A 23,437-nucleotide genomic window follows, 5' to 3' on the forward strand; every position below is an offset into this window, starting at 1 on the left:
GTGCGGTTCAGTCGTCCGGCAGCCCACGGGCGGCGAGCGCCTCCCCGACCCGTCGGGCATGCGCGACGGTCCGCACCCCGGCCGGCACGACGAGCGCGCGCGGTGACCGGTCCAGACCGCGGGCCCGCGCCGCGTCGGCGGACTCCCCGAGGACCTGGACCAGCACGGGGACGCTGCGCAGCATGAGAGCGACCCCGAGCGCGATCGAGCTCGGCCGGACGCCGAACCGCCGCAGACCTGTGGTCGCACCCGTCACCACGCTCACCAGCTCGTCCGCCGGGGTGGTCGCCGCGAGCACGACGCCGGCGAGCACCACGGCGAGCAGGTCGAGCGCGCCGGCCACGCCGGCCGCGGCTCCGCTCGTCCACCAGCGACCGAGGCCGACGAACGCCGCGGCGACCAGACCCGGCCGCAAGCCGAGCACCACCCGGCGCCACGGCAGGCGGGCGACCGCGGCAGCGGCCGACGCGACCAGCACACCGGCCGCCGCGGCCGGCAGGCCCGGGACCAGGACGACCGCGGCCGTGAACGCCGCCGTGCCGCAGAGGGACGCCCACACCGGCAGGCGGTGCAGCGGGCTGGTCCCTGGTACGTAGAGACCGAGCGGTCCCGTCCAGGCTCCGCGGCCCCGACGGCGACTCACGACGCCCGCACCCCGGCGGCGCGCGGCGCCTCGCTCATCAGCTCGCGGTACCGCCCCAGGGCGGGACCGGGGGGACCGTCGTGGACCACCTGCCCCTGGTCGACCACCAGCACCCGGTCGGCCCGCGCCGCAGCCTCGAGGTCGTGGGTGACCAGCACCACCTGCTGCTCCAGGGCGTCGAGGAGCTGGTCCACGACGCGCCGCCACCGCAGGTCGAGCAGGGTGGTCGGCTCGTCGCACACCAGCACCGCCGGCTCGGTGGCCAGCACGGCGGCGAGCGCCAGCAGCTGCCGCTGGCCCGCGGACAGCGCGTGCACCGGCAGGTCCGCGTGGTCCGCGAGGCCGAACCGGTCGAGCCAGGCGCGGGCCGCCGAGCGGCGCTCCGCGGCGGTGCCCGTGGTCCGGCGCAGCGAGAGCGCCACGTCCTCCGCCGGAGTCGGCATCACCACCTGCGCGTCGGGGTCGGTGAACAGGAAGCCGACCCGGCGGCGCACCGCCGCCCCGTCCCGCACGGTGTCGAGACCGTCGACCCGGACCGTGCCGGCGGAGGGCAGCACCAGAGCGTCGAGCAGCCGGGCGAGGGTGGACTTCCCGGAACCGTTCGCGCCCACCACGGCCACCCTGCGCTCGGAGAGCGACAGCGTCACGGGGCCGAGGATCCGGACGGTGCGGTCGCGACCGCTGACCGGATCGGGGGTCCAGACGGTCACCTCCGCCCGGTCGAGCTCGATCACCGACGGTCGCGCAGCAGGTCCGGGAACGCCCGCAGCGCCGCTGCGGCGACGGCCGCCGCCAGCAGGCACTTGATCAGGTCGCCAGGCCAGAAGCGCAGGTCGACGACGAACGCCCCCTGCACCGACATGCCGGTGCGCCAGGCGAGGCCGGCGATGCCGAGCGGCCGGACGACGAGCCAGGTGGCGGCCACCCCGGCGGCCGCGAGCACCAGGAACCGACGTGCCGGCCGGGCCCTGCGCGCGAGACCCGCGAACCACCCCGTCAACGCGGTGGCGGGCACGAACGCCGCCAGGTAGCCGACCGTCGGACCGGCCAGCACACCGATGCCGCCGGTGCCGCCGGCCAGCACCGGGACGCCCGCCAGCCCCACCGCCAGGTAGAGCGCGACCGCCAGCGCGCCTCGCCGTGCGCCCAGCAGCAGCCCCGCCAGCGTGATGGCGAACGTCTGCAGCGTGATCGGTACGGCCGTGCCGGTGGGGATCGGCGGCAGCACCGCGCAGGCGGCGATGAACGCCGCGAGCACGCCCACCAGGGCGATGTCGCCGGCGGGGGAGCGTCGGCTGACGGGTGCGGGCAGGACGGCATCGACCCCGAGGGCCGCCAGGCGGTCGGTGCCGGCCCCTCCGGTGGCGGCGTCGTCGGCGGGCGTCGGGTGGGGGAATCCGCTGGACATCGGCTGCTCCGGTCGTCAGGGTCGGGTGGTCGGACGCGTCGAGCGTCTGGCAGTCGTGGCCCGGGCCTCGCCGTGTGGGTGGCACCGGTAGCCGGCAGGAGAGGCTGCTCGGACCTCGGTCACGCTAGCCGGTCGTAGACTGGCGGGCGTTTGTGCCCCGGCCCAAGGCCCGAGCGCCCGTCGTCGGAGGAACCCACCAGTGATCGTCGCCCAGGGCGTGGAGCTGCGCATCGGCGCCCGCGTCCTCCTCGAGCCCACCAGCTTCCGCGTCGCCGCCGGCGACCGGATCGGCCTCGTCGGCCGCAACGGCGCGGGCAAGACCACCCTGACGCGCGTGCTCGCCGGTCAGGGCCAGCCCACGGGTGGTCAGGTGACCCGCGGCGGTGAGATCGGCTACCTGCCGCAGGACCCGAGCACGGGGGACGCCGACCAGCTGGCGCTGCACCGCGTGCTGTCCGCCCGCGGGCTGGACGAGGTGGTGCGGGCGATGCGGGAGACCGAGGGCGCGATGGCCAGCGCCGACGACGCCACCCGCGAGACCGCGATGGAGCGGTACTCCCGCCTCGAGGCCCGGTTCACCGCCGCCGGCGGGTACGCCGCCGAGAGCGAGGCCCACCGGATCACCTCGAACCTGGGTCTGGACGACCGGGTCCTGTCGCAGGGTCTCGGCACGCTGTCAGGCGGTCAGCGCCGCCGGGTAGAGCTCGCCCGGATCCTGTTCTCGGGCGCCCAGACCCTGCTGCTCGACGAGCCGACCAACCACCTCGACGCGGACTCGATCGCCTGGCTGCGCGACTGGCTCAAGGCGTACTCCGGCGGGTTCGTCGTCATCAGCCACGACGCCGAGCTGCTGCGCGCCTGCGTCAACAAGGTGTTCCACCTCGATGCCAACCGCGGGGTGATCGACCAGTACGCGCTCGGCTGGGACGCCTACCTGACCCAGCGCGAGACGGACGAGAAGCGCCGCCGCCGGGAGCGCGCCAACGCCGAGAAGAAGGCGGCGGTTCTGCTGGCGCAGGCCGACAAGATGCGCGCCAAGGCGACCAAGGCCGTCGCCGCGCAGAACATGGCCAAGCGCGCCGAGCGGCTGCTGTCCGGCCTGGAGCAGGTGCGCGCGTCCGACAAGGTGGCGCACCTGCGGTTCCCCGACCCGGCGCCGTGCGGCAAGACCCCGCTGACGGCGGAGGGCCTGTCGAAGTCGTACGGGTCGCTCGAGGTGTTCACCGACGTCGACCTGGCGATCGACCGCGGGTCCAAGGTGGTCGTGCTCGGCCTCAACGGCGCGGGCAAGACGACGCTGCTGCGCATCCTCGGCGGCCTGGAGCCGAGCGACACCGGCGAGGTCCGCCCTGGTCACGGCCTCAAGCTCGGCTACTACGCGCAGGAGCACGAGACCCTGGACCTGTCCCGCACGGTGGTGGAGAACCTTCGCTCGGCAGCCCCCGACCTGACCGACACGCAGGTGCGCTCGGTGCTCGGCTCGTTCCTCTTCTCGGGGGACGACGCCGACAAGCCCGCGAGCGTGCTCTCCGGCGGGGAGAAGACGAGGCTCGCGCTCGCGGCGCTGGTGGTCTCGAGCGCCAACGTGCTGCTGCTGGACGAGCCGACCAACAACCTGGACCCGGCGTCACGCGAGGAGATCCTCGCCGCGCTGCGCGGCTACGCGGGCGCAGTCGTGCTCGTCAGCCACGACGAGGGTGCCGTCGCGGCGCTGAACCCGGAGCGCGTGCTGCTGCTCCCGGACGGTGCCGAGGACCTGTGGGGACCGGACTACCTGGACCTGATCGCGCTGGCCTGACGCCACCCGCGCGGGACCACCCGGAGCGGCCGACGTCGTACCGAGCCTCGGCCGCCGCTCAGCGTGGCTCGGCGTCCTCCGGACGCCCGGGTGGCCGGCCCGGCGACCCGCCACCGAGCTGCGCGTCCACCAACGCGTCCTCGGCGAGCTCGTCACGCCCGGGCCGGCGGCGTGGCCGCTTGTGCGACGGCCCGGCCGCAGCACGGCCCTCGTCGGCCGCACCCGAGCCCTCCGCCGGTGCCGTCGTCGGGCCGGCCGTCTCGTCCCGTCCCGCGTCGTGGGCCGCCGGCGCGCTCGTGGCCGCGACGTCGTCCGCGTCGCCGACGCGCCGTGCCGGTGCGGCGGCGCGCTCCTGGCGCTCCTCCAGAAGCTCGCGCCGCGCGGACCACACGCAGGCGGCGAACCCGCCCAGGGCGAACACCCACCACTGGAACGCGTACGACAGGTGGGGTCCGGGGTCCGTGTCCGGCGGGTCCAGGGTGCCCAGCGCCTGCGCCGGGGCGGGGTCCTCGGTCGAGACCGCCACGTAGAAGGGGTACGCGGTGCCGGCGGGGGCAGCGGCTCCGGCGGCCGCGAGCACCTGCGGGACGTCGATCGACTGCACCTGACCCGCCGGCGCCCCACGGGTCGACGCGGCCTCCGGCATGCGCACGCGGCCGACCAGGGTGGTCGTGCCGGCCGGCGGCGCGGCAGGGGTCGGCGCGGTCGACCCGTTGCTGCCGATCGGCACCCAGCCGCGGTCGACCACCAGCACGGACCCGTCCCGCGTCACGAACGGCACCAGCACGTGGTACGCCGAGTGGCTCGCCACCGGCCGGTTGCGCAGCAGCACCGTGGCGGCGGGGACGTAGTGACCCTCCGCACGGACGGAGCGCCACTCCGACGCCGGCGTCAGGCCGGCCCCCGGCGGCGCGAGGGTGCTCAACGGCACCGGCGCTGCCGCCCAGTTCGCCTGGACGACGGCGATCAGCCGGTCCTTCACCACGTGCCGGTGCCACTGCCACCGACCGAGGAACGTGCAGGTCACCGCCACGACGACACCGATCAGCACCAGCCCGAGGGCCCGGCGGACGGCCGGCCTCACGGTGTGGGACCGCCCTGGTCCGACTGCACCAGCTCGCCGACCGGCACCACGTCCCGCAGGAACGCCCGCACCTGCAGGTACTCCGACAGCGAGCCGCGGTGCTCCTCGCAGGCGAGCCAGACCTTGCGCCGGTCCGGGGTGTGCAGGCGCGGGTTGTTCCACAGCAGCCCCCACGCCGCCGGCCGACGGCAGCCGCGCCCGCTGCAGACCAGCTCGCCGACCGCGTCCGGCACGCCCGTGCCCCGGTCCGCCTCGCTCATCGGTCTCCTCCGGCCTGCCGTCGTCGTTCCTCGGGCGTCGGACGGGACGCCGTGCCGTCGCCCGTGGTACCGGTGTCCTTGGGGTCTGGCGCGGCCGGGCGGCCGTCCGTGCGCGACGAACCGATCAGCCGCGGGTCGAGGAACGACGCGTCGCGCGCCTGCCGCTCACGACCGGCGTTGGCCACCAGCACCGCCGTGTACGGCAGCACCACGGCGCCGATCACCAGCAGCACCGTCACGACCACGGGCACCCGGTGGAACGTGGCCACCGCCCCGACGAAGCACACCACCCGGATGCCCATCTGGATCAGGTAGCTGCGCTGCCGGCGGGACTGGTCCGCCGACAACGAGGGTGGTGCTGTGGTGATGCGGTGCACCGGAGGCTGCTCCGGCGGCAGCCCGCTCGGCGTGCTCACCCACAGATCCTAGGTCGGCAGTCCCTTGTGGACCTTCCACAACAGCGGACCGGCCGACGTTAGTCGCGCCCTCCGGCCTCCGGCCGTCGTCGTCGGCTAGCGTCGTGACCCGTGCCTGCCTCCCACGAGACCCAGCCCCAGCCGGCCCGTGCTCCCCGCAGCGTCCTCGTGACCGGTGCCGGACGAGGCATCGGCCGCACCATCGCCGAGCGCTTCCTCGCCCTGGGCGACAAGGTCGCCACCCTGGACCGGACCGCCGACTCGCCTGCGGGTGCGCTGGCCGTCGTGGGGGACGTGCGCGACACCGCGTCGGTCGACGCGGCCTTCAGCGAGGTCGAGGCGGCCCACGGACCCGTCGAGGTGCTCGTCGCCAACGCGGGCATCACGCGCGACCAGCTGCTGCTGCGGATGACCGACCAGGAGTTCGACGACGTCCTGGACGTCAACCTCGCCGGAGCCTTCCGGGTGGTGCGACGCGCGTCGAAGGGCATGATCCGGATGCGCCGCGGGCGGATCGTCCTCATGGGGTCGGTCGTCGGCCTGTACGGCGGCCCCGGCCAGGTGAACTACTCGGCCTCGAAGGCGGCCCTGGTCGGCATGGCTCGCTCGGTCACCCGCGAGCTCGGCGGCCGCGGCATCACCGCCAACGTGGTCGCACCCGGCTTCATCGACACCGCCATGACCCAGGCGCTCCCGCAGGAGCGGCAGCAGGCGTACCTCGCCGCGATCCCCGCCGGCCGCTTCGGCCACGTGGACGACATCGCCGGCGTCGTGGAGTTCCTCGCCTCCCCGCTCGCCGCGTACATCAGCGGCGCCGTCATCCCGGTCGACGGCGGCCTCGGCATGGGCCACTGACGCCCGGCCTCGCGACCTTTGACACCTGACGCATCCGATCGACGAAGGGTCCCGCCATGGGTCTGCTGGACGGCAAGTCGCTGCTGATCACCGGGGTGCTCACCGACACCTCGATCGCGTTCCACGTCGCCCGCCTGGCCCAGCAGGAGGGCGCCCACGTGGTGCTCACCTCGTTCGGGCGGCAGTTCCGGCTGACCGAGGTGATCGCCCGGCGGCTCCCCGAGGCGGTGCCGGTCGTCCAGCTCGACGCGACCAGCGAGGACGACCTCGCGGCGCTCGCCCGCCGGGTGCGCGAGCACACCGACCACCTGGACGGCGTGGTGCACTCCATCGGGTTCGCGCCGCAGTCCGTGATGGGCGGCAACTTCCTCGCCGGCCAGTGGGACGACGTGGCGACCGCGCTGCACGTGTCCGCGTTCTCGCTGAAGTCCCTCGCGGTGGCGGCCCAGCCCCTCCTCGTGCGCGGCTCGGCCGTCGTCGGCCTCACCTTCGACGCCCGCTACGCCTGGCCGGTCTACGACTGGATGGGCGTCGCCAAGGCGGCGTTCGAGTCCACGGCCCGGTACCTCGCCCGCGACCTCGGCCCGTCGGGGGTGCGCGTGAACCTGGTGTCCGCCGGGCCGATCCGCACGACCGCGGCCAAGTCGATCCCGGGGTTCGAGGCGATGGAGGGCGGCTGGCCGGACCGGGCGCCGCTCGGCTGGGACGTCCACGACCCGGAGCCGACGGCACGCGCGGTCGCCGCGCTCCTGTCGGACTGGTTTCCCGCGACGACGGGTGAGATCGTGCACGTCGACGGTGGCGTGCACGCGATGGGCCAGTAGCCCGCGGGCCGCCGTGGGGGAGGGGGACCCAGGTGGCCGACGACGAGACCGAGGCGGTGCAGCCAGGTGCTGCCGCGCCGACGCGCACGCTGCTGCTCCTCCGGCACGCCAAGGCCGACCGCCCGCACGGCGTGGTGGACCACGAACGTCCGCTGTCGCTGGAGGGACGCCGGCAGGCGGCGCAGGTCGGCGCCCGGTGGGCGGCCGCGGGGCTGCTGCCCGACGTCGTCTGGTGCTCGTCGGCGCTGCGGACGCGTCAGACGTGGGAGCTGGTCGCCCGGTCCTCCGGCGCGGACGCCCGGCTGCTGCTGAGCGACGACGTGTACGACGCGGGCGCTTCCGACCTCGTGGAGCTGTTGCGCACGACGCCCACGGACGCGCGGACGGTCGCCGTGGTCGGCCATGAGCCGTCCATCTCGGCCGTGTCGGCGGTGCTCGCCGCGCTCGGGTCGGACCCGGCCGCCGTGGCGCAGGTGCGCGCCGGTGTGCCGACGGCGGCGTGGAGCGTGCTGCGGCCGTACGACGGCTGGCCGGACCTGGGCCGGGGCCGCGCGCGGCTGGTGGCCGTGCACCGACCCTGAGGGGGCGAGCTAGCGGGGGCGCGGCACCAGCAGCGGCGGGAGCTCGAGGATCGCGTCGAGCCGTCCGGTCACGGCCGCGTCCGCCTGCGCCGCCACCACCGGCTTGGCGTTGAACGCCACGGAGAACCCCGCCGTCGCCATCATCTGCAGGTCGTTGGCCCCGTCGCCGATCGCCACCGTCCGGTCCAGCGGTACGCGCAGCTCCGTCGCCCACTCGCGCAGCGCCGCCGCCTTCGCGGCCCGGTCGACGACCGCCCCTGCGACGCGTCCGGTCAGGTAGCCGCCCGCCACCTCGAGCCGGTTCGCCCGGCGCCGCTCGATCCCGAGCCGCTCCGCCAGCGGGCCGACCACCTCGATGAACCCGCCGGACACCAGCCCGAGCGGCCAGCCCCGCTCCCGAAGCCCGGCGACGAGCTCCTCGGCCCCCGGGGTCAGCTCCACCTCGTCGAGGACCTCGCTGAGCACCCGCAACGGCAGCCCGGCCAACGTGGCGACACGCTCCCGCAGAGACGCGGCGAAGTCGAGCTCCCCTCGCATCGCACGGTCGGTGATCGCCGCGACCTGCTCCCGGCTGCCCGCGTGCCCGGCGAGCATCTCGATCACCTCACCGGTGATGAGCGTGGAGTCCACGTCCATCACCACCAGCCGGTCCGGACGGGCCGCGAAGGGCATGGTGGTCACGCGCGCAGGCTAGCGGGCCGGCGCGGGGGAGCGTCCTGTGGTGTCAGTCCGCGATGACGGTGCCCTTGGGGACGACGGTCACGCCGCTCTCCGTGACGGTGAACCCGCGAGCGAGGTCGTGCTCGTGGTCCAGGCCCACCCGGGCGCGCTCGGGGACGATGACGTTCTTGTCGAGGATCGCCCGGTGCACCTGCGCGTACCGGTTCACCTGCACGCCGTCCATCAGCACCGAGTCCGTCACCTGGGCCCAGGAGTGCAGCCGCACGCCGGGGGACAGCACGGAGCCGGCCACCGTCGCACCGGAGACGAGCACGCCCGGGGACACGATGGAGTCGGCGGCGTGGCCCAGACGTCCGGGGCCGGCGTGCACGAACTTCGCCGGGGGCAGCCCGATGTAGCCCGTGTAGAGCGGCCAGTCGTCGTTGTAGAGGTTGAACACCGGCTCGATGGAGATCAGGTCCTGGTTCGCGTCGAAGTACGCGTCGATGGTGCCGACGTCCCGCCAGTAGTCGCGGTCGCGGTCGGTGGACCCGGGCACGTCGTTGCGGATGAAGTCGTAGACGCCTGCGGTGCCCTGCCCGACGAAGTACGGCACGATGTCGCCGCCCATGTCGTGGCGCGAGTTGACGTCCTCGGCGTCCAGCGTGACGGCCCGGACCAGGGCGTCGGCGTTCGCCACGTAGTTGCCCATCGAGGCGAGGATCTCGCCCGGGGAGTCGGGCAGGCCGACGGGGTCGCTCGGCTTCTCGCGGAAGGCGGCGATGCGCGTCGGGTCGTCCTCCGCGGTCTCGATCACGCCGAACTGGTCCGCCCAGCTGATCGGCTGCCGGATGCCGGCCACCGTCAGCTCGGCTCCCGAGTCGATGTGCGAGTCGACCATCTGGGAGAAGTCCATGCGGTAGACGTGGTCGGCGCCGACCACCACCACGATGTCGGGACGTTCGTCGTCGATGATGTTCAGGCACTGGTAGATCGCGTCCGCGCTGCCCAGGTACCAGTGCTTGCCGACCCGCTGCTGCGCGGGCACGGCGGCGACGTAGTTGCCCAGCAGCTGGGACATCCGCCACGTCTGCGCCACGTGCCGGTCCAGGCTGTGCGACTTGTACTGGGTCAGCACGATGACGTGCAGGTACCGGGAGTTGATGACGTTCGACAGGGCGAAGTCGACGAGGCGATAGATCCCGCCGAAGGGCACCGCCGGCTTGGCTCGGTGGGCGGTGAGCGGCATCAGCCGCTTGCCCTCCCCACCTGCGAGGACGATAGCGAGGACGCGCGGCGTTGCCATGGCACGAACCCTAGGCCCACGGACCAGCGCCAGCGAGGCGGCTCCCGCAAGGCGCGCTAGCGTGTCGCCCGTGGCCCCGCGGGGGCCTGGCGAGGAGGCCTGACGTGCGCGTCGATCTGCTGACCCGGGAGTACCCCCCGCACGTGTACGGCGGCGCCGGCGTGCACGTCGCCGGGCTGACCGCGGTGCTGCGTGACGTCGTCGACGTCCAGGTGCACTGCTTCGACGGACCCCGGGACGCCCCGGGCGTCCACGGCTACGACGTCCCGGCCGAGCTGAGCGACGCCAACGCCGCCCTGCAGACGTTCGGCGTGGACCTGGCCATGGTGGCCGGCATCACGGCCGGTACCGACCTGGTGCACTCGCACACCTGGTACGCCAACCTCGCCGGCCACCTGGCGGGGCTCCTGCACGGCGTGCCGCACGTGGTGACGGCGCACAGCCTGGAACCGCTGCGACCCTGGAAGGCCGAGCAGCTCGGCGGCGGCTACGCGCTCTCGAGCTGGGCGGAGAAGACGGCCTACGAGGCGGCCGCCGCGGTGATCGCGGTCAGCGGTGGCATGCGGGCCGACATCCTGCGCTCGTACCCGGCCGTCGACCCGGCGAAGGTGCACGTGGTGCACAACGGCATCGACCTGCAGACCTGGCGGCGGCCCACCTCGGAGGCGGACCTGGCACGCGACGAGCAGACGGTGCGTGAGCTGGGCATCGACCCGAGCCGGCCGTCGGTCGTGTTCGTCGGGCGCATCACCCGGCAGAAGGGTCTGCCCTACCTGCTGCGTGCCGCCGAGCTGCTGCCGGCGGACGTCCAGCTGGTGCTCTGCGCCGGCGCGCCGGACACCCCGGAGATCCTCGCCGAGGTCAGCGGCCTGGTGGAGCGGTTGCGCGAGCGGCGCACGGGCGTGGTGTGGATCGAGCGGATGCTGCCCCGCGCCGAGCTCGTGGCCGTGCTGTCGCACGGGACGGTGTTCGCCTGCCCGTCGGTGTACGAGCCGCTCGGCATCGTCAACCTCGAGGCGATGGCCGTCGACCTGCCGGTGGTCGGCACGGCCACGGGCGGCATCCCCGAGGTGGTCGACGACGGCGTCACCGGTCGGCTGGTGCCCATCGACCAGGTGCAGGACGGGACGGGGACGCCCACCGACCCGGACCGGTTCGTGCAGGACCTCGCCGCCGCGCTCACCGAGGTGGTCTCCGACCCGGTGCGGGCCGCCGAGTGGGGACACGCGGCGCGGCAGCGGGTGGAGGACCACTTCTCGTGGTCGGCCATCGGTGAGCGGACGCTCGAGGTGTACCGGTCCGTGCTGGCCTGACGCGCGCCAGGACGCCCGGGTGGGCGGGACCGAGCAGCGGTCGTCGCGCGGCGGGTCAGGTGTCCAACGTCGTCGCGGCTGCGGCGAGCGCTCGACGAGCCACCCGGTCCACCTCGCGCAGCGCGGTGGACCGCTGGTCGGCCTGCCACAGGTTCACCGCGCCGCCGTCGTCCTGCGTCGCGAGCCGCACGATCGCGCGCAGCCGCGCGGCGCTGGCGAGCACCCGGACGCGACGGCCCTCGATGCCCACCGGCAGTCGGGACGCCGGCAGCACCGCGTCCCGGACGGCGCCGATCTGCGCCGCAGCCTCCGGCCGCCACCGGGCGACGTCCAGGTCCACCAGCGCCTCGGTGGCGGTCGCGAGACCCTCGCGCAGCTCCCGCTCGGCGTCCGCCAGCGATCCGAGGTGCGCCAGCACACCGGGCCGCCAGTCGCTCGTCTCCACCACCGTCCACGTGACCAGGTGACCGAAGTCGATCGCGGAGCCGAACCGCTGGATGTGCGGCACCAGCGCGCGGCAGCCGCCGTCGGCCGTCCGTAGCAGCACCGCCTCGCCGGCCACCGTGGCGGCCTCCGTCACCTCTCGCGGCGCCGATGCGGGGTCGCCCGGCACCGGCAGCACGGCGGCGGCCTGCGCGACGGGGCGGGCCGTACCCGCGAGCAGTCCGCGCAGATCGGGCGGCTCGACGCCCAGCACCGTGTGCGGCTCGTCGTCGCCCTCCACCGCGTCGCTGGCGGTCGTCGCATCCGCGCGGACCGCCAGCCACAGCGCGAGCACCACCGACCGTGGCAGCTCGAGGGTGGACGGGGTGTGCACGGTCAGCCGATCGCATGCACCGGAGCGGCGAGGGGAGTGCCCGAGCCGTCACGGCGCTCGTCGAGAGCCGGCAGCGCGACGGCCTGGCCGCCGGAGCCGGTGGCGCGGGCGGGTGCGGGGCCGACCCAGGCCTGCAGCAGCGTGTCCTCACCCTTCAGGAACCGCTGGGACCGTACGCCGCCGGTCGCGCGGCCCTTTGACGGGTACAGCGCGAACGGCGTCACCTTGGCGGTACCCGCCTGCGTGCCGGGCAGGGCGTCCGCGCTTCCCGCGACGGTCGCGACCACGGCGTCGTCCGCCGTACCGGCCGGCACCACGGCGAAGGCCACGACCCGACGGCCGGCGGCGAGGTTGATGCCGGCCATGCCACCGGCGGCCCTGCCCTGCGGGCGCACCGCAGCGGCACCGAAGCGCAGCAGCGACGAGTCCGAGGAGATCAGCACCAGCTCGGCGTCGTCGGGGCCTGCGGCCGCACCGACCACCGCGTCGCCCTCCTTGAGGGCGATCACCTCCCACGAGTCCCGGTTGCCCGGCGCATCACCCGGCAGCACCCGCTTGACGGTGCCCTGCGCCGTGGCGAGGGCGAGCGGTGGTGCGTCGACCGCGAGGGAGGCGAGCCCGACGACGTGCTCGCCGCGCTCGAGACCGATCACCTCGCCCACCGGCACACCGCCCGACAGCGACGGCGCTCCGTCGGTGGGAGGCAGCCCCGGCAGGTCGACCACGGGGACCCGGACGACCCGACCCCGGTCGGTCACGGCGCCGACCTCGGACCGCGCTGTCGTCGGTACGGCGGACGTGAGGGCGTCGTGCCGGTGGCGCTGACCGTCGGCCCCGCGCGACGGGACCTCGTCGGACGCCGTGCGGGCCAGCAGGCCGGTGGCGGACAGCAGCACCCAGCACGGGGAGTCCGCGATCTGCAGCGGCGCGGCACCGGCGGCGGTGCGCGCAGCCGGGGCGCCGCTGACGGAGGGGCCGCCCGCCGACTCCAGCAGGATCGTGCGTCGAGGCGTGCCGTACGCGGCAGCCACCTGCGCCATCTCGTCGGACACCTGCGTGCGCAGCAGCGCGTCGTCGGCCAGCAGCGCCTGCAGCTGCGCGATCTCGGCCGTCAGCTCGGTCTGCTCCCGCTCCAGCTCGATGCGCGAGAAGCGCGTCAGCCGCCGCAGCCGCAGCTCGAGGATGTACTCCGCCTGGGGCTCGGACAGGTCGAAGACCGTCCGCAGGCGGGCGCGGGCCGCCTCCGCGTCGTCCGACGAGCGGATCACCTGGATCACCTCGTCGATGTCGAGGATCGCCACCAGCAGGCCCTCGACCAGGTGCAGCCGCTCCTGCCGTCGCGCCAGCCGGAACGCCGACCGGCGGCGCACCACGGTCACGCGGTGGTCCACCCACACCTGCAGCAGCTCGCGCAGCCCCAGCGTGCGCGGCTGACCGTCCACCAGCGCGACGTTGTTGATCGCGAACGACTCCTCGAGCGGCGTGAGCCGGTACAGCTGCTCGAGCACGGCATCGGGATCGAAGCCGGACTTCACCTCGACGACCAGGCGGAGGCCGTGCGTGCCGTCCGTCAGGTCGAGGGCGTCGTTGATCCCCGAGATGCGCTTGGCCTTGACGCCCTCGGAGATCTTCTCGATCACCTTCTCCGGCCCGACGCCGAAGGGCAGCTCCGTGAACACGATGCCCTTGCGCTTGGGTGTCACGTTCTCGATCCGGGCGGTCGCACGCGTCCGGAACGCCCCACGGCCGGTGCGGTACGCCTCCCGCACGCCGTCCAGGCCGACGATCTTGCCGCCACCGGGCAGGTCGGGCCCGGGCACGAACCGCATGAGGTCCTCGAGGCTCGCCTCCGGGTGCAGCACCAGGTGCCGGGCGGCGGCGATCACCTCGACCAGGTTGTGCGGGGCCATGTTGGTCGCCATGCCGACGGCGATGCCGGTCGCGCCGTTGACCAGGAGGTTCGGGATCGCGGCCGGCAGCACGGAGGGCTGCATCAGCTTGTTGTCGTAGTTCGGAACGAAGTCGACCTCGTCCTCGTCGACACCCTGGGTCATCGCCAGCGCGGCCGGCGCCAGGCGCGCCTCGGTGTACCGGGGTGCGGCCGGACCTGCGTCGAGGGAGCCGAAGTTGCCGTGCCCGTCCACCAGGGGCAGCCGCAGGGAGAACGGCTGGGCCAGACGCACCATCGCGTCGTAGATCGCCGAGTCGCCGTGCGGGTGCAGCTTGCCCATCACGTCGCCCACCACCCGGGCGGACTTCACGTAGGGCCGGTCGGGGCGCAGACCCATCTCGCCCATCTGGAACAGGATGCGGCGCTGCACCGGCTTGAGCCCGTCCCGTGCGTCCGGCAGGGCCCGGGCGTAGATCACCGAGTACGCGTACTCGAGGAAGGAGCCCTCCATCTCGTTCGCGACGTCGATGTCGACGATGTGCTCGACGAGGTCGTCGGGAGGCAGCGAGGGGGTGGCCGGGCGGCGCGCCATGCGGGCGGGACTCCTGTCGGGCGGGGGCGGATCGCGACCATTGTCGTCGCCGACCGGCGTCGCACCCGCACGGCACGCCCGCACGGGCTCGCCGTGAGGGCGGCCCGATAGCCTCGGACCATGTCGTACCCCGACGCCACGGCCCCCGACGGCCCGGCGGGCTACCCCGCCGCCTGGGAGGCGGACGTGGTGCTGCACGACGGCTCCACGGCGCGGGTGCGCCCCATCCGCCCGCTGGACGCCGACGCCCTGCAGGCGTTCCACGTCGGGCAGTCGGAGCGATCCACCTACCTGCGGTTCTTCGCACCGCTCGGTCGCCTGTCCGACCGGGACCTCGAGCGGCTGGTCACCGTGGACCATCGCGACCGGGTGGCCCTGGTCGCGCTGGCGGGGTCGGCCGGCGAGGAACGGATCATCGGCGTCGCGCGGTACGACCGGATCGACCCGGACACCGCCGAGGTCGCGTTCAACATCGCGGATGCGCGGCAGGGCCTCGGCCTGGCGTCCGTGCTGCTCGAGCACCTGGCCGCAGCGGCGCGGGAGCGCGGTGTACGCCGGTTCGTCGCCGAGGTGCTGCCGCAGAACGGCCGGATGATCTCGGTCTTCCGAGAGGCCGGCTACGAGGTGCGCCAGCGGACCGAGGACGGTGTGGTCGCCGTGTCGTCCGGCATCGACCCGACCGACCGCTCGCAGGAGGTGATGGCCGACCGTGAACACCGGGCCGAGGCGCGGTCGATGCGCGGGCTGCTCGAGTCGAGGTCCGTCGTCGTCGTCGGGCCCGGCACCGACGACCCTCGGCCGTTGCACGTCGGCATGGTGACGCGGGTGCTCGCCGGTCTGACCGCGGCGGCGACCAGCGGCGCGGTCGTCGTCCACGCCACCGGTGTCCCGCCGGAGTCGGTCGCCGGCACGGGAGCCGCCTGGTGGCCGGACCTCGACGCGGTACCCGGTCCGGTGGACCTCGCGGCGGTGGCCGTGGCGGGGGAGCGGGCCGAACCGGTGGTCCGGGCACTGTCCCGGTTGTCGGTGCGCGCGGTCGTGCTGCTGTCGTCGGGCTTCGCCGAGGACGGTGCAGCGGGCCTCGAGCGCCAACGTCGGCTGCTGCGGACCGCGCACGGTGCCGGCATGCGGATGGTCGGACCGGCGTCGTACGGGGTGCTCGCGACCGGTCCGGACGGCACGCTGGACGTGTCCCTGGCGCGCAGCGTGCCCGGGCCCGGTGGGATCGGGCTGTTCTGCCAGTCGGCACCGTTCTCGGTCGCCCTCCTGGCAGCGCTCGAGCACCGCAACCTCGGCCTGTCGCAGTTCGTCTCCGCGGGCCACCGCGCGGACGTGTCCGGCAACGACCTCATGCAGTTCTGGGCAGAGGACGTGCAGACCCTCGCGGTGGGCCTGCACATGGAGTCGGTCGGCAACCCGCGCAAGTTCTCCCGGGTCGCGCGCCGGCTCGCGGCGGTGAAGCCGGTCGTCGTGATGACGGCGGGCCGCTCGGGACAGGTGGTGCCGCCCGGGCATGCCGTGCGGGCGACCCAGGCGCCGGCGCGGGTGCTCAGCCAGGTGATGCGCCAGTCCGGCGTGATCCGGGTGGACAACACCCACCAGATGTTCGACGTGCTGCAGCTCGTGGCGCACCAGCCGCTGCCGTCGGGACGCCGCACCGGCATCCTGGCCAGCTCCGCGTCGGCGGCGACGCTGGTCGCCGAGCTCGCCGCGACGCACGGTCTCCGGATCGGGCGGCACGTGTCCCTCGTCCCGGAGGACGCGGCACCGGAGGTGCTCGACCGGGCGGTGCACGAGCTGTACGACGAGCCCGACCTCGACGCCGTGATCGCCGTGCGGATCCCCGTGGTCGGGGACCTCGACCCGACGGTGGCGCGGGCGGTCGCCGAGGCAGCAGCCCGCACGGGACGTCCGACGGTGGCGGTGATGAGCGGTCTGCACGGTGTGACGGACGAGCTGACGGCGCCCGGTCCCGACGGCGCGCCACGGACCGTGCCGGCATACGCCACGCCGGCCGACGCGGTGCTCGCGCTGGGCCACGCCGCTCGCTACGCCCGGTGGCGGGCGGCGGACCGGGGTGCCCCCTTGCATCCCGAGGGCTTCGACCTGCGGGCCGCGCGTCGTCTCGTCGACGAGTGGCTGCCCGCCGACGCGGGACCGGAGGTGCGGCTGGAGCCGAGCCGGACCGCCCAGCTGCTGGCCTGCGCCGGCATCGGCGTGCAGCGGACGATCGGCGTCGACGACGCAGACTCCGCCGTGGCCGCGGCGGACGAGCTCGGGTGGCCCGTCGCGGTCAAGACGACCGTCCCGGCCCTGCGGCACCGTGCCGACCTCGGGGGCGTGCGGCTCGACGTGGGTGACGAGGCCGAGCTCCGGGCCGACGTGGCCGAGGTGCTCGAGCTGGCCGCCTCGCTCGGACCGTCGCCCGCGGGCCACCCCCTGGAGGTCCAGTCGATGGCGCCGCACGGCTCCGCGTGCGTGATCCGCTCGGCCGAGGACCCTCTGTTCGGCCCTGTGATCAGCTTCGGCCTCGCCGGAGACGCCACGGACCTGCTGGGGGACACCGCCTACGGCGTGCCGCCCCTGACGGACGTCGACGTCGGCCAGCTCGTGCGGACGCCCCGCACGGCACCGCGGCTCTTCGGCTACCGCGGGCTGCCCGCCCTCGACGTCGTGGCGCTGGAGGAGGTGGTCGCCCGCGTCTCGGTGCTCGCGGACGGGCTGCCTGAGCTGCGCCGTCTCGAGCTGAACCCCGTGGTGGTCGCCGAGCACGGTGCGGTGGTGCTCGCGGCGGCCGCGACCCTCGCGCACGCCGACCGTTCGGACGCCACCCGCCGCCTGCCGCGCTCGTGACCCGCGGCGTCGCCCGGCGGGGTGGGAGGATGGTGCGGTGCCTGCCGTGACACCCCTGGACAAGGACCTGCACCGCGACCTGCACCGGGCGGGGTACTACCCCGAGCTGGTGGCCGACGTGCTCGACGTCGCGCTCGCGGGTGAGTCCGTCGAGGCGCACCTCGTGCACCCGGAGACCACGTTCGACGACGCGGAGGTCCGCCGTCACGTGACCGTCCTGGTGCTCACACCGACGCGCCTCGTCGTCGCCCACGTGGACGACCACGCGCCGGACGCCGAGCACCCGTCGGCCTCGGCCTCGGCCACCACCGAGGCCGTGCCCCTGCGCGAGCTCCGGTCGGTGGCGCTCACCCACGTGGTCGACGACCCGCAGCGGCACCGCCAGGGCCACGGCGCGGTGGAGCTCACGATGGTCATCGGCTGGGGCGCCGTGTCGCGCGTGGACCTCGAGCCGGCCACCTGCGGGGACCCGGAGTGCGAGGCCGACCACGGGCTGACCGGCACCCTGGCCCCAGACGACGTCGTGCTCCGGGTCAGCTCGGTCGCGGACGGTGCGGAGGCCGTGCGCGCGGCCCAGACGTTCGCCCGCAGGCTGTCCGCCGCCACCGCGGCAACCCGGTGACGCATCTCCTCGGTGGTGCGCGCACCCCTGGTGCCGACGACGAGCTGATCGAGCCGGACCTGCTCGGCCGGTCGCTCGGACAGGTGCTCCCCGCCGTGGCCGGCGCCCTCGGCGTCGACCTGCCCGGAACCGCCGCCGCCCGCGCGCTCCTGGGCCTGCCGGCGGCCGAGCGGGTGTGCGTCGTGCTGGTGGACGGCCTCGGCCACACCAACCTCTCGCAGCGGTCGGGCCACGCGCCGTTCCTGCGGTCCCTCCTGCTCGACTCGGCGCCCCTGACGACCACGTTCCCGTCGACGACCGCCACGGCCATGGGCACCTTCGGCACCGGGCTCCCGCCGGGCCGCACCGCGATGCTGGGATACACCGTCCGTGACCCTGCGACGGGCAGGCTGGGGAACCTCGTCTCCTGGACGGACCTTCCCCCGGCGGAGACGTGGCAGCCGGAGCGCAGCGTGCTGGGCAGGCTGGCGGACGCCGGCGTGCGGGTGCTCAGCGTCGGGCCGGCGCGCTTCGAGGGGTCGGGACTGACCCGGGCGGCGCTCTCCGGCGCGACGTACCGTCCGGCTGAGTCGCTCGACCAGCGCGTCGACGTCGTCGCCCGTGAGCTGCGGCGGCCCGGGGTGGCCTACCTCTACTGGGGCGACGTGGACAAGGTCGGCCATCACGCAGGCTGCGACTCCTGGGAGTGGGGCGACGCGCTCGAGGCCCTCGACGCCCAGCTCGCCCGCCTCGCCCGGCTGCTGCCGTCGGGCACGCTGCTCCTGGTCACGGCCGACCACGGCATGGTGGACGTCGACCCGTCGCTGCGCTGGGACGTCGCCGGCACACCGGCGCTCGCCGAGGGTGTCGCGCTCGTGGCAGGGGAGCCGCGGGCGCTGCACCTGCACCTCGACCCGGCCGCCGAGGCAGCCGACGTGGTGCGGCGCTGGCAGGACGTGCTCGGAGACGGGGCCGTGGTGCGGACCCGCGAGGAGGCCGTCGCGACGGGCTGGTTCGGCGTCGTGGCGGACCGCGTGCGGCCGGTGATCGGCGACGTCGTGGTCGCCACCACCGGACGGGTCACGGTGGTCGACTCCCGGACGCAGACCCCCGCGTCGCTGGGGCTGGTCGGGGTGCACGGGTCGCTGACCCGCCAGGAGATGCTGGTGCCCTGCCTCGTCACGCAGGTGTGAGAGAGCTTCGAGGGAGACGCGGATGGCCGAGCTGGTGTTCTTCTCCGGCACCATGGACTGCGGGAAGTCGACGCTGGCGCTGCAGATGCACCACAACCACGCCGCACGGGGGCGCGACGGGGTGCTGTTCACCCGCCACGACCGCGCGGGCACCGCGACCATCTCCTCGCGCCTCGGCCTGGCCCGGCGCGCGAACGAGGTGGACGACGGCACGGACTTCTGGGCCGAGGTGGTGCACCGCCGCACGCACGGTCGCCCGGTCGACTACCTGATCGCGGACGAGGCGCAGTTCTACACCGCCGCGCAGGTGGACCAGCTGGCGCGGGTCGTCGACGAGCTGGCCGTGGACGTGTTCGCGTTCGGGATCAGCACCGACTTCCGTGCCCGGCTGTTCCCGGGGTCGGCACGTCTCGTCGAGCTCGCCGACCGCGTCGAGGTGCTGCAGGTGCGCGCCCTGTGCTGGTGCGGGCAGCGCGCCACGCACAACGCCCGCACCGTGGGCGGCGTGATGGTGGTCGAGGGGGAGCAGGTGGTCGTCGGCGACGTCGCGGGCACCGCCGAGGTGGCCTACGAGGTGCTGTGCCGCCGGCACCACATGCGCCGGATGACGGCGGCGACCGCCCGTGCCGCCGCCCCGACCGCTCAGACCCTGCTGACGGCCACCACCGGGCAGCCCGCCGAGGTCTGAGCCGCCCGGTTCACTCGGGCTTGGCTCCGAAGACGATCTCGTCCCAGCTCGGCACCTTGGCCCGGCCCCGCCGGCTCCGCGGGCGGTCCGCCGCGGGTGCCGGCTCGTCCGGCGACGGCGCAGGCGCCGGGACCGTCGCGACCGGCGGCGTCTCGCCGGCCGCGTCCTCCGTCTCGCCGGAGCCGGCCGCGTGCAGGTGCGTCACCGACAGCACCCGGGCCTCGGCGACGGGGTCGGCGTCGACGGGGTGGGCGCCGGGCACCTGCTGCTCGAACGTGCCGAGGTCGAACGCGCGCTGCGGTCCGAAGCCCTCGAACCGGTCCCCGTCGTCCTCGTCGTCCTCGACGTCGAGGCCCTGACGGACGCCGCGGCGGCTGCGCAGGTCGTCGAGCAGGGCGGCCGTTCGTTCGACCGCGTCCACGACCGGCTCGTCGACCTCGCCGCCGAGCGGTGCCGGATCTGCGCGGAAGTCGAAGACGACGTCGCGCACCGCCGCCAGGTGGCGCCGTCCCACGGGCTCGTCGAGCTCGGTCTCGGACAGCCACCGCGCCTCGTCGTCGAGTGCGACGAGAGCGTGGGAGGCGGCGTCGAAGCTCCACCTGGCTTCGCGCGGCTCACCTCCGACGACGAAGTGCGCCAGGACCGTCCACGGCGACGCACCGTCACGGGCCGCGTCCCAGCCGAGCGTGCTGACGTCGACCCCACGCGCGGCCAGACGGTCGGTCACCAGGTCGCCCAGCGCGGGGGAGCCGTTCTCGTGCCCGACGTGCGCTGACCGCGCCTGCTCGGCGATGTACTCGCGCTCGGCGAGCACCGGACCGTCGTAGCGACGCACCGCTTCGACGGGCAGGCCTGCGGAGTCCGCGACCTCCTGCGCCGTGGCACCCGCACGGATCCGCGCCTGGATCTCTCGGGGGCTGAGAGTGCCTGCGCGCTCCGACCGCAGCTGTTCGAGCTGCGGACGGTCCCGGCGGACGGCAGCCCGCAGCGGCTCGTCGATGCGCAACCGGAACCGCTGTCCGTCGGGGCCGGACAGCACGAGGTGCTCCCCGTCCTCGTGCAGTCCCACCAGCTCGAGCTCACCCATGGCCTCTCGCCTCCCTTCCGGCGCCCAGGTTGCCACCCATCCGGCCCAGCGCGGCGCACCTCGGCCGGTGAGCCGCGAGCCCTGCGGCAGGATGGAGGTGTGAGCCAGCCCCGCACCCCGACGGACCCCGACGCTGTCGCAGAGCTCCGCTCCGTCGCCGAGGCGGTGGCCCGGGAGGCCGGCGCCCTGGTCGGCGACGGACGCCCGGACCGGGTCACCGTCGCCGCGACGAAGTCGAGCCCGCAGGACGTGGTCACCGCCATGGACCTCGCCTCCGAGGCGCTGCTGCGTCGCAGGCTCGCGGAGCTGCGGCCCGGGGACGCCGTGCTCGGCGAGGAGGGCGGCTTCGAGCCGGGCAGCACGGGCATCACCTGGGTCGTGGACCCGATCGACGGGACGGTCAACTACCTGTACGGCCTGCCGTCGTACTCCGTCTCCGTCGCGGCGGTCACGTCCCCCGACCCCACCGTGGCGCCGTCGCCGCACACGTGGACGGTGCTGGCGGGATGCGTCCACGCCCCGACCATCGGCATCACGTACACCGCGGGACGCGGTTCCGGTGCGTCCCTCGACGGCCGACCGCTGCACCTGCCGTCCGCACCCGCACTGCCGGACGCCCTGCTCAGCACGGGCTTCGGCTACGTCGCGCAGCGTCGACGCGCACAGGCCCGCGTGGTGGCCGACCTCCTGCCGCGCGTGCGGGACATCCGCCGCATCGGGTCAGCGGCGCTCGACCTCTGCTCGGTGGCGGCGGGCACCCTCGACCTGCACTACGAACGGGGTCTGCAGCCCTGGGACATGGCGGCGGGCTCGTTGATCGCCCAGGAGGCCGGAGCCGTCGTGACGGGGCTGCGCGGTCGCCCCGCGGACGCCGAGATGACGGTCGCCGGTGCGCCCGTCCTCGTCGCCGAGGTGGTGGCTCTCCTCGAGGCGCTGGGCGCCGACTCGGACGAGTGACGTCGGGGCTCGGCGAGGTGCTCGGCGAGACCGGCCGGCACCGCGTTCGCATCCCCTCGGGATGTGGTGCACAATCCCCTCCGCGCGGGGAACAAACCGCGCCCGCTGAGCATTGAGCACCCGTACCCCAGACCAGTCCACGGAATGTGAGCCCCCATGGCGACCGACTACGACGCGCCCCGCAAGACGGAGGAGGACCTCAGCGAGGACTCGCTGCAGGAGCTCCAGGCCCGGCGCTCGGACAAGAACTCGGGCGTGGTGGACGAGGACGAGACCGAAGCAGCCGAAGGCTTCGAGCTGCCCGGTGCCGACCTGTCCGGCGAGGAGCTGTCGGTGCGCGTGCTGCCCCGGCAGGCCGACGAGTTCACCTGCTCGCGCTGCTTCCTGGTGCACCACCGCAGCCAGCTCGCCTACGAGCGCGACGGCCAGCCCGTCTGCTCGGAGTGCGCCGCCTGAGCCGTCCCGCACCACGCGACCGTTCCACCGACGGCCGGTCCCTCCGGGGCCGGCCGTCGTCGTGCCCGCGCGGTCACGCCCCGGTCGGGGCGGACGTACGAGCACCTGCCGCCGAGAGTGCGGCGACCAACCGGTCGGGTCGGCGCGTGCTGACCACCCAGTACGGGGTGGGGTCCTGCGGGTCGTGCAGCTCGATCCGCACGGCCCGGTGCACCCAGCCCCGCAGGCAGAGGTACGCCCGGGCATCCAGCGCCGGGCCGAGCTCCGTGCGCAGCGCCTCGCCCTCCAGGACGGTCGCCGGACCGACCAGACGGGCCGGGATCCGGGCCGCACCGGCGCGCAGGGTGCCGCGGTCGACCTCGACCCGCGTGGTGGTCAGCACGGCGACCAGCAGGCCGCCCGCGACTCCGAGCACGGCCACCACGAGGGCCAAGGTGTCGTCCACCGGCAGGACGGCGACGCCGAGCACGATGCCGAACAGGACGACGAGCAGCCACCCGAGCGGACCCAGCCACAGCCGTTCGGTGTACGAGGTGCCACCAGGGGACCCGGTCGCCCCGTCCACGGGTCTGCTGTCGGCCATGCGGACAGCATCGCACCCGTCGAGCGGCCTGTAGGGTCGGCACCCGTGACCGAGCCGACCGTCGAGGTGCTGCTGCTGAGGCTGGACCCCGAGCTGCCGGTGCCCTCCTACGCCCACCCCGGGGACGCCGGAGCGGACCTGGTGAGCCGGATCGACGTGACCGTGCCTGCCCAGGGCCGGGTCACGGTGCCGACCGGGGTGGCGATCGCGCTGCCCGACGGCTACGCCGCCTTCGTGCACCCGCGCTCCGGCCTGGCGTCGCGGCACGGGCTGACCATCGTGAACGCCCCTGGCACCGTCGACGCCGGCTACCGCGGCGAGATCTCGGTCACCCTGCTCAACACGGACACCGAGCACGAGCTGGTGCTGCACCGCGGGGACCGGATCGCCCAGCTCGTGGTGCAGCGCGTCGAGCGGGCACGGTTCGTCGAGGCGGAGCGGCTGCCGGGCTCGCACCGCGGTGACGGCGGGTTCGGCTCGAGCGGGGGCTGGAAGTCGGCCGGCGGAGCGGGCGATCGCACGTCCACGTCGCAGAAGAGCGACACTGGAGCCTGAGACCGACGTGCACGCG

General features: G+C 74.7%; 24 protein-coding genes. 12 read left to right on the forward strand and 12 right to left on the reverse strand.

Annotation, left to right across the window (positions count from 1 at the left end; genetic code table 11):
- Window positions 1–7: 7 nt before the first annotated feature.
- From ACFQTY_RS12275 to ACFQTY_RS12285, 3 genes are read right to left on the reverse strand one after another with little or no spacing between them, the layout of a single operon-like run.
- Window positions 8–643, reverse strand: coding sequence for an energy-coupling factor transporter transmembrane component T family protein (locus ACFQTY_RS12275; protein WP_378100796.1), 636 nt, complete (start codon window positions 641–643; stop codon window positions 8–10).
- Entirely contained in the window at window positions 640–1,377 is a 738-nt protein-coding gene (locus ACFQTY_RS12280; protein ID WP_378100798.1) for an energy-coupling factor ABC transporter ATP-binding protein, read from the reverse strand. The genes ACFQTY_RS12275 and ACFQTY_RS12280 overlap by 4 nt, the downstream gene beginning before the upstream one ends.
- Window positions 1,374–2,051, reverse strand: coding sequence for a biotin transporter BioY (locus tag ACFQTY_RS12285; protein WP_378100800.1), 678 nt, complete (start codon window positions 2,049–2,051; stop codon window positions 1,374–1,376). Before ACFQTY_RS12285 ends, ACFQTY_RS12280 begins: the two co-directional genes overlap by 4 nt.
- A gap of 199 nt (window positions 2,052–2,250) precedes the next feature.
- On the opposite strand from ACFQTY_RS12285, the gene abc-f reads away from it, so the two are divergent.
- On the forward strand, window positions 2,251–3,849 hold the full coding sequence (abc-f, locus tag ACFQTY_RS12290) for a ribosomal protection-like ABC-F family protein (protein ID WP_378100802.1): 1,599 nt from the start codon (window positions 2,251–2,253) through the stop codon (window positions 3,847–3,849).
- A 58-nt stretch (window positions 3,850–3,907) separates the two neighbouring features.
- Here the strand turns inward: abc-f and ACFQTY_RS12295 are convergent, their stop codons facing one another.
- Genes ACFQTY_RS12295 through ACFQTY_RS12305 form a run of 3 tightly spaced genes read right to left on the reverse strand, consistent with a single transcriptional unit; the run spans window position 3,908 to window position 5,609 of the window.
- Complete coding sequence (locus tag ACFQTY_RS12295; RefSeq protein WP_378100805.1) at window positions 3,908–4,933, reverse strand: SURF1 family cytochrome oxidase biogenesis protein; 1,026 nt, start codon at window positions 4,931–4,933, stop codon at window positions 3,908–3,910.
- Window positions 4,930–5,193 (reverse strand): hypothetical protein, encoded by a 264-nt coding sequence (locus ACFQTY_RS12300; RefSeq protein WP_378100807.1) that lies wholly within the window; start codon window positions 5,191–5,193, stop codon window positions 4,930–4,932. The genes ACFQTY_RS12295 and ACFQTY_RS12300 overlap by 4 nt, the downstream gene beginning before the upstream one ends.
- Window positions 5,190–5,609, reverse strand: coding sequence for a DUF3099 domain-containing protein (locus ACFQTY_RS12305; RefSeq protein WP_378100809.1), 420 nt, complete (start codon window positions 5,607–5,609; stop codon window positions 5,190–5,192). Before ACFQTY_RS12305 ends, ACFQTY_RS12300 begins: the two co-directional genes overlap by 4 nt.
- A 111-nt stretch (window positions 5,610–5,720) precedes the next feature.
- Between ACFQTY_RS12305 and fabG the strand changes: the two genes are divergently transcribed.
- Genes fabG through ACFQTY_RS12320 form a run of 3 tightly spaced genes read left to right on the forward strand, consistent with a single transcriptional unit; the run spans window position 5,721 to window position 7,869 of the window.
- Complete coding sequence (fabG, locus tag ACFQTY_RS12310) at window positions 5,721–6,464, forward strand: 3-oxoacyl-ACP reductase FabG (RefSeq protein ID WP_378100811.1); 744 nt, start codon at window positions 5,721–5,723, stop codon at window positions 6,462–6,464.
- A 56-nt stretch (window positions 6,465–6,520) separates the two neighbouring features.
- Entirely contained in the window at window positions 6,521–7,288 is a 768-nt protein-coding gene (gene fabI / locus ACFQTY_RS12315; protein ID WP_378100813.1) for an enoyl-ACP reductase FabI, read from the forward strand.
- 32 nt (window positions 7,289–7,320) lie between these two features.
- Entirely contained in the window at window positions 7,321–7,869 is a 549-nt protein-coding gene (locus tag ACFQTY_RS12320) for a SixA phosphatase family protein (protein ID WP_378100815.1), read from the forward strand.
- Window positions 7,870–7,878: 9 nt separating this feature from the next.
- Here ACFQTY_RS12320 and serB read toward each other — a convergent pair whose 3' ends face one another.
- Both serB and ACFQTY_RS12330 read right to left on the reverse strand, forming a co-directional pair.
- Window positions 7,879–8,541 (reverse strand): phosphoserine phosphatase SerB, encoded by a 663-nt coding sequence (serB, locus tag ACFQTY_RS12325; protein WP_378101778.1) that lies wholly within the window; start codon window positions 8,539–8,541, stop codon window positions 7,879–7,881.
- Between the two features lie 52 nt (window positions 8,542–8,593).
- On the reverse strand, window positions 8,594–9,835 hold the full coding sequence (locus tag ACFQTY_RS12330) for a glucose-1-phosphate adenylyltransferase (RefSeq protein WP_378100817.1): 1,242 nt from the start codon (window positions 9,833–9,835) through the stop codon (window positions 8,594–8,596).
- Between the two features lie 104 nt (window positions 9,836–9,939).
- On the opposite strand from ACFQTY_RS12330, the gene glgA reads away from it, so the two are divergent.
- Complete coding sequence (glgA, locus tag ACFQTY_RS12335) at window positions 9,940–11,148, forward strand: glycogen synthase (RefSeq protein WP_378100819.1); 1,209 nt, start codon at window positions 9,940–9,942, stop codon at window positions 11,146–11,148.
- A gap of 55 nt (window positions 11,149–11,203) precedes the next feature.
- Here glgA and ACFQTY_RS12340 read toward each other — a convergent pair whose 3' ends face one another.
- Both ACFQTY_RS12340 and ACFQTY_RS12345 read right to left on the reverse strand, forming a co-directional pair.
- On the reverse strand, window positions 11,204–11,965 hold the full coding sequence (locus tag ACFQTY_RS12340) for a hypothetical protein (protein WP_378100821.1): 762 nt from the start codon (window positions 11,963–11,965) through the stop codon (window positions 11,204–11,206).
- A 2-nt stretch (window positions 11,966–11,967) separates the two neighbouring features.
- Window positions 11,968–14,448, reverse strand: coding sequence for a DNA topoisomerase (ATP-hydrolyzing) subunit A (locus ACFQTY_RS12345; protein ID WP_378100823.1), 2,481 nt, complete (start codon window positions 14,446–14,448; stop codon window positions 11,968–11,970).
- Window positions 14,449–14,568: 120 nt separating this feature from the next.
- On the opposite strand from ACFQTY_RS12345, the gene ACFQTY_RS12350 reads away from it, so the two are divergent.
- From ACFQTY_RS12350 to ACFQTY_RS12365, 4 genes are read left to right on the forward strand one after another with little or no spacing between them, the layout of a single operon-like run.
- A complete protein-coding gene (locus ACFQTY_RS12350) occupies window positions 14,569–17,301 on the forward strand; it encodes a GNAT family N-acetyltransferase (RefSeq protein ID WP_378100825.1) in 2,733 nt (910 codons plus the stop codon).
- A gap of 37 nt (window positions 17,302–17,338) precedes the next feature.
- A complete protein-coding gene (locus ACFQTY_RS12355; protein ID WP_378100827.1) occupies window positions 17,339–17,923 on the forward strand; it encodes a DUF5998 family protein in 585 nt (194 codons plus the stop codon).
- Window positions 17,920–19,095 (forward strand): alkaline phosphatase family protein, encoded by a 1,176-nt coding sequence (locus ACFQTY_RS12360; protein ID WP_378100829.1) that lies wholly within the window; start codon window positions 17,920–17,922, stop codon window positions 19,093–19,095. Before ACFQTY_RS12355 ends, ACFQTY_RS12360 begins: the two co-directional genes overlap by 4 nt.
- A 22-nt stretch (window positions 19,096–19,117) precedes the next feature.
- Window positions 19,118–19,783, forward strand: a complete 666-nt coding sequence (locus ACFQTY_RS12365; RefSeq protein WP_378100831.1) for a thymidine kinase — start codon at window positions 19,118–19,120, stop codon at window positions 19,781–19,783.
- A gap of 10 nt (window positions 19,784–19,793) precedes the next feature.
- On the opposite strand, the gene sepH is transcribed toward ACFQTY_RS12365, so the two are convergent.
- Window positions 19,794–20,870: a septation protein SepH gene (gene sepH, locus ACFQTY_RS12370; protein ID WP_378100833.1), complete on the reverse strand. Its 1,077-nt coding sequence runs from the start codon at window positions 20,868–20,870 to the stop codon at window positions 19,794–19,796.
- Between the two features lie 99 nt (window positions 20,871–20,969).
- Between sepH and ACFQTY_RS12375 the strand changes: the two genes are divergently transcribed.
- Together ACFQTY_RS12375 and ACFQTY_RS12380 are read left to right on the forward strand one after the other, a co-directional pair.
- Window positions 20,970–21,827 (forward strand): inositol monophosphatase family protein, encoded by an 858-nt coding sequence (locus ACFQTY_RS12375; protein ID WP_378100835.1) that lies wholly within the window; start codon window positions 20,970–20,972, stop codon window positions 21,825–21,827.
- Between the two features lie 156 nt (window positions 21,828–21,983).
- Complete coding sequence (locus tag ACFQTY_RS12380) at window positions 21,984–22,283, forward strand: DUF4193 domain-containing protein (protein WP_263730908.1); 300 nt, start codon at window positions 21,984–21,986, stop codon at window positions 22,281–22,283.
- A 73-nt stretch (window positions 22,284–22,356) separates the two neighbouring features.
- Here the strand turns inward: ACFQTY_RS12380 and ACFQTY_RS12385 are convergent, their stop codons facing one another.
- Window positions 22,357–22,866, reverse strand: a complete 510-nt coding sequence (locus ACFQTY_RS12385; RefSeq protein ID WP_378100838.1) for a DUF3093 domain-containing protein — start codon at window positions 22,864–22,866, stop codon at window positions 22,357–22,359.
- Window positions 22,867–22,911: 45 nt separating this feature from the next.
- Between ACFQTY_RS12385 and dut the strand changes: the two genes are divergently transcribed.
- Window positions 22,912–23,421, forward strand: a complete 510-nt coding sequence (gene dut, locus ACFQTY_RS12390; protein ID WP_378100840.1) for a dUTP diphosphatase — start codon at window positions 22,912–22,914, stop codon at window positions 23,419–23,421.
- The last annotated feature ends 16 nt before the right edge of the window (window positions 23,422–23,437 follow it).

The organism is Cellulomonas sp. T2.31MG-18, assembly GCF_964266755.1.
Taxonomy (GTDB): Bacteria; Actinomycetota; Actinomycetes; order Actinomycetales; family Cellulomonadaceae; genus Cellulomonas.